The sequence below is a fragment of the Synechococcus sp. R3-13 genome (assembly GCF_047462195.1).
Classification (GTDB): domain Bacteria; phylum Cyanobacteriota; class Cyanobacteriia; order Thermostichales; family Thermostichaceae; genus Thermostichus.
Genome location: NZ_JANSIO010000211.1, coordinates 1 through 4,908, shown reverse-complemented (window position 1 = coordinate 4,908; position 4,908 = coordinate 1). Strand labels below are relative to the sequence as shown.

The window sequence follows — 4,908 nt, the reverse complement described above, 5'->3', positions numbered from 1 at the left end:
GCGCTACAACCCCAAGCAGCCCCGCACCTGGCTGGCCCGTGGGATCGTGCTGCGGCGGCTGCGGCGGCCCAGCTCGGCAGCGGCCAGTTTTGCCCGGGTCTTGAAGCTCAACCCCAAAAGCGGGCGGGTTTGGCGTTACCAAGGCAATGCCCTCTTCCACTGCCACCGGCTGCGCTCGGCTGTTGAATGTTACAAGCGCTCGCTGCGGCTGCGCCGCCGGGATCCCATAACCCTGCACAACTTGGGGGTGGCCCTGCTGCGCTTGGGGCAGTATCGGCTGGCCAGCAAGGCCCTAGAACGCGCTCTGCGCTACGATGCCGACAACTACAAAAGCTGGTACGCCCGCGGTGTGGCCTTCCAGAAATTGGGCTACCTGAAAGAAGCCTGTATCCACTTCGAGGAAGCCCTCAAGATCAAGCCGGAGCACTTTCCGGCCCGCTATGCCTTGGCGGTAGCTCAGCAGGAGCTGGGGCAATATGAGGCCAGCCTACGGCATTTCCAGCGCTTGGTGCAGCAGCGTCCCGGCAGTTCTGCCTGCTGGTTTGGCCAGATCACCGGCCTGCGGCGCCTGGGCCGGCTGGAAGAAGCCCGTGCCGCCTGCCAGCAGATGATCCACCTCAACGAACGGGATCCCTGGGGCTGGTTTGCCCTGGGGTTGATCTACAGCGAGCTGAGGGATCCCGAACAAGCTGTGCAAGCCTACTCGCGGGTTTTGCAGCTCACCCCAGAAGATGCTGTGGCCCTCAACAACCGCGCCTGGGAAGCCTTGAAATTGGGGAAGCTGGAACCTGCCCTGGCAGACGCCCAACAGGCCACGCACCTGGATCCGCAGCGGCCCGCCTTTTGGCATACCCTGGGGCTGATTCAACTGCGGGCCGGCCAGCGAGCAGCCGCCCAAGCCAGCTTGCAGCGCTGTCTGGAGCTGGATCCCCAATTTCAGCCGGCCCAAGCTGCTTTGCAGGACTTGGCCCAGGAAGACTCGGCCTCGCCGGCGGGAACAGCTCTGCCGGATTTGGAAACCCTCACTCCCCAACCGCAGCCAGTTGACCCCAACCCCTAGCAGGATCCCCTGGGCTTTCAGACCCCAAGGACAATGCCTGCAGCAGGCAGACGGGACCAGAACATGCCACACTGGATCCCGCCCCCCAGGACCGACACGCATGGATCCCTATCTGATCCCTGTCAAGCTTCCCCACAGCTCCTACGATATTCTCCTCCAGTCTGCCGAAGGCCCCCCTGGCCACAGCCTCATCCAGCTGGGATCCCAAATGCGAGCTAGAGGGCTTTCCGGCAGGGCTCTGGTGGTGAGCCATCCCGGCATTGCCAAACACTTTGCCGAGAAGTTGCTGCAGGGGCTGCAACAAGCGGGGTTTGCCGCCCACCTCTGCCTATTGCCTGCCGGCGAACGCTACAAAACCCTGCGCTCGGTGGCCAAGATCTACGACGCCGCCCTAGCCTTTGGCCTGGAGCGCTCCTCCACCTTGGTGGCGCTAGGAGGGGGGGCCATTGGCGACATGGTGGGGTTTGCTGCCGCCACCTGGCTGCGCGGGATCCCTTTTGTGCAGGTGCCCACCTCACTTTTGGCCATGGTGGATGCGGCCATTGGTGGCAAGACCGGCGTCAACCATCCTGGCGGGAAAAACCTCATTGGGGCGTTTTATCAGCCGCGCCTGGTGTGGATTGATCCAACGCTATTGCAGACTCTGCCCCAGCGGGAGTTTACCTCAGCCCTAGCGGAAGTGATCAAATATGGCGTGATTCAGGCTGCCGATGTGTTTGAGTTTTTGGAAGATCGACCCCAACTGAGCCGCTACACCGACTTTACTCCCGCAGACTTGCACTACCTGCTGCGCCGCTGTGCCGAGTGCAAAGCCTGGGTGGTGCAGCAGGACGAGAAAGAAGCGGGCCTGCGGGCCATCCTCAACTACGGCCACACCCTCGGCCATGCCCTAGAAGCTGCCACCGGCTACCGCCGCTATCTGCACGGAGAAGCTGTCGCCATCGGCATGGTAGCTGCCGGGGAGATCGCCCGCCGCCTGGGTTGGTGGAGCGCCGCCGAGGCGGAGCGGCAACGACACCTGATCGAGAAAGCAGGATTGCCCAGCCGGTGGCCGGCCGGGATCCCTTGGGAGGCAGTGCTGCAGGCAATGCAGGCCGACAAGAAAGTCAAACAGGGGCGGATTCGCTTCGTTTTGCCCCGCCGGATTGGCCAAGCGGAGCTGACCGACCAGGTGGAATTGGCAGACATTCAGGCGGCTGTAGAATCCATTACCCTCTCAGCTTTAGGGGCGTCTTGAGCCTTAAAATGAGGGGACTTGAGGATGGCAAAGCATGGGACGGCAACAACGGGTAGCCATTTTGGGAGCCACAGGAGCAGTAGGGACGGAGCTGCTGACGCTATTGGAAGAGCGCCACTTTCCTGTAGCCGACCTCAAGCTTTTGGCCTCGCCCCGTTCAGCGGGCACTTATTTGACCTTCAAGGGGGAGCGGATCCCGGTGGAACCAGTTTCAGAAGCGGTCTTCCGGGGCCTGGATCTGGTGCTGGCCTCTGCCGGAGCCGGTGTCTCCAAAACCTGGGCCAGAACCATCGTCGAGGCGGGGGCGGTGATGGTGGACAACTCCAGCGCCTTTCGCTTGGATCCCGAGGTGCCTTTGGTGGTGCCGGAAGTGAACCCTCAGGATGCCTTTCGCCACCAGGGCATCATCGCCAATCCCAACTGCACCACCATCCTAATGTGCGTGGCCATCTACCCCCTGCATCGCCACATCCCCCTGCGCCGCGTGGTGGCCGCCACCTATCAATCGGCCAGTGGGGCCGGGGCCCGCGCCATGGTGGAGCTGCAAGAGCAAACCCGCGCCTACCTCCAGGGGCAGCCGTTGCAGCCCCAGGTGTTCCCTTACCCCATTGCCTTCAACCTCTTCCTCCACAACAGCCCCCTGCAAGAGAACGGCTACTGTCAGGAAGAGATGAAGATGGTCAACGAGTCGCGCAAGATTATGGGATCCCCCAACCTGCGGCTGACAGCTACCTGTGTGCGGGTGCCGGTGCTACGTACCCACGCCGAGGCCCTCAACCTGGAGTTTGAACAGCCCTTCCCTGTGGAAAAAGCCCGGCAAATCCTGGCCCAGGCCCCTGGGGTGGTGCTCATTGAAGATTGGCAGCAAAACCGTTTCCCCATGCCCATCGATGTGGCCGGCAGGGATGAAGTGGCGGTGGGCCGCATCCGCCAGGACATCTCCGAGCCCAAGGCTCTAGAGCTGTGGCTGTGCGGGGATCAAATCCGCAAAGGTGCGGCCCTCAACGCCATTCAAATTGCCGAGCTGCTTTTGAAGGACTAATTATTAACCTGAACCGTCAAGGACTAACCTGAACCGTCCAGGTTACTGGCCCCACTGTAACAGGGGCAGCCTCATTGCTGGTCAACGTCACCGGGGAGTTGGTGTAGTTGTAGTTGCCGGGTGAGTCCGTAACTGCGAATGGGACTTGGACAGGGATGTCCACTGTGCAAGTTTGTCCTGGGGCTACTTGTCCTCCGGTGAATTGAATGGTGCCCACACCCACCATGGTCATGAGGTTAGCTCCAGCACCACCACCACAGGAAGCAGGTAAGGGAGGAGGTGCACCAGGCCCTACGGTTAAAGGAGGCGGCCCTCCCGGCAAGTTGTGGTTAAAGGCCAAGCCCGTCAATGTAATGGCTGCGTTGTTGGTGATGGTAAACTTCAACATTCCGGTGCCGGTAACGGGACGTGGGCCAATTGGGCCAAGCAGGTTGGGAGAAAAGGCCATGGTAAAGGTGGGAGCTGGCACCGTTACCGTTAGGTTGATAGCCGCAGCGGTAGCATTGGGCGCTTGGTTGCTGCTCAGGGTTACCGCGGGGCTGGTCAGGGATCCCGCTGTCGTGGCTGTAACCTGAAGATCCAGGCTGATGGTGCAGCTAGCGTTGGCTGCCAATGAGCCGTTGACCAGCAAGATGGAAGTTGCTCCTGGTGCAGCTGCCAGCGTCCCGCCACAGCCGTTGTTGAGGTTGTTGGGAGTGGCAACGATCAAGCCGGCAGGCAAGGTGTCGGAAAAAGCTAGGCCAGTCAGGGGCAGGGCAGCGGTGTTGGTAATCGTGTAGGTCAGGGTTGTTTTGGCGGTGGGGCCAGCAGCCACCGAGCTGGGACTAAATGCCTAGGTAAGCAGAGGTGTTCTTAATCTCTACGTGAAGATACCCTTGTGTAACCACAAATCCAAACACTTAGCTAGCTTGATTAAGCTATCTAAGCCAACAAAGCTGCATAGACGGCTCTGCGGCTGGAAGCCCTATGCCTAACGCACGCTTATGCGATGGGAAGGCTGGGAGAGGGAGACAATTGAACAAATTGAGAGGGAGATGACGATGAGTTGCACCGTGATTCGGAATGGGGTGATCTTCACCGTTGATGAGCAGGATCGGGTTTATCGGGATGGCACCGTGGTGGTGCGAGGGGATCGCATTGCCGCAGTTGGCCCTTCTGAACAGGTGGGGATCCCTGCGGATGCTGGCTGTGTGATCGAGGCTGGGGGGAAAATGGCCGTGCTCCCTGGCTTGATCGATACCCACAGCCACTCCAGCCTGTTGCGAGGGGTCACCGAAAATTATCAGCTCCTCGACTGGCTACCCCGCTATCAACTGGAACACCGCGCCCTTACCGAGGCTGATGCCTACTATGCGGCCCTGCTCAGCTATTTGGAAGCCCTCAAGGGTGGCACCACCTGTGTTATGGATATGTATCGCTTTATGCACCGCTGTGCAGAGGCTGCCGGAGATTTGGGCCTGCGGGTGAACCTGGTTCCCTACATGGCCGATGCCCCAGGCAAGGATTTTTTTGAAACGATGGAAAGCACGCGCCGACTGATCGAAGCCAGCATGGATCCCAGGGGGGGCG

Annotated in this window: 5 protein-coding genes; 4 read left to right on the top strand and 1 reads right to left on the bottom strand. The window is 60.6% G+C overall.

The window, feature by feature from the left end; genetic code table 11:
- The 3 genes from NW856_RS06600 to NW856_RS06590 form a co-directional block, all read left to right on the top strand.
- Positions 1 to 1,060: tetratricopeptide repeat protein (locus tag NW856_RS06600; RefSeq protein ID WP_414399582.1), on the top strand; the 1,060-nt coding region annotated here is incomplete at its 5' end.
- Positions 1,061 to 1,160: 100 nt separating this feature from the next.
- Positions 1,161 to 2,297: a 3-dehydroquinate synthase gene (gene aroB, locus NW856_RS06595; RefSeq protein ID WP_414399581.1), complete on the top strand. Its 1,137-nt coding sequence runs from the start codon at positions 1,161 to 1,163 to the stop codon at positions 2,295 to 2,297.
- A 34-nt stretch (positions 2,298 to 2,331) separates the two neighbouring features.
- The gene (locus NW856_RS06590) at positions 2,332 to 3,339 is read left to right on the top strand and encodes an aspartate-semialdehyde dehydrogenase (RefSeq protein WP_414399580.1); all 1,008 of its coding nucleotides are present in this window, start codon (positions 2,332 to 2,334) and stop codon (positions 3,337 to 3,339) included.
- Between the two features lie 16 nt (positions 3,340 to 3,355).
- Here the strand turns inward: NW856_RS06590 and NW856_RS06585 are convergent, their stop codons facing one another.
- A complete protein-coding gene (locus NW856_RS06585; RefSeq protein ID WP_414399579.1) occupies positions 3,356 to 4,153 on the bottom strand; it encodes a hypothetical protein in 798 nt (265 codons plus the stop codon).
- A gap of 226 nt (positions 4,154 to 4,379) precedes the next feature.
- Here NW856_RS06585 and NW856_RS06580 point away from each other — a divergent pair.
- The coding region (locus NW856_RS06580; RefSeq protein ID WP_414399578.1) for an amidohydrolase family protein at positions 4,380 to 4,908 on the top strand (529 nt) is incomplete at its 3' end.

What these genes read in the sequence shown, in the direction of transcription:
- aroB (WP_414399581.1), top strand. Translation starts at nt 1,161, where the DNA reads ATGGATCCCTATCTGATCCCTGTCAAGCTTCCCCACAGCTCCTACGAT.
- NW856_RS06590 (WP_414399580.1), top strand. Translation starts at nt 2,332, where the DNA reads ATGGGACGGCAACAACGGGTAGCCATTTTGGGAGCCACAGGAGCAGTA.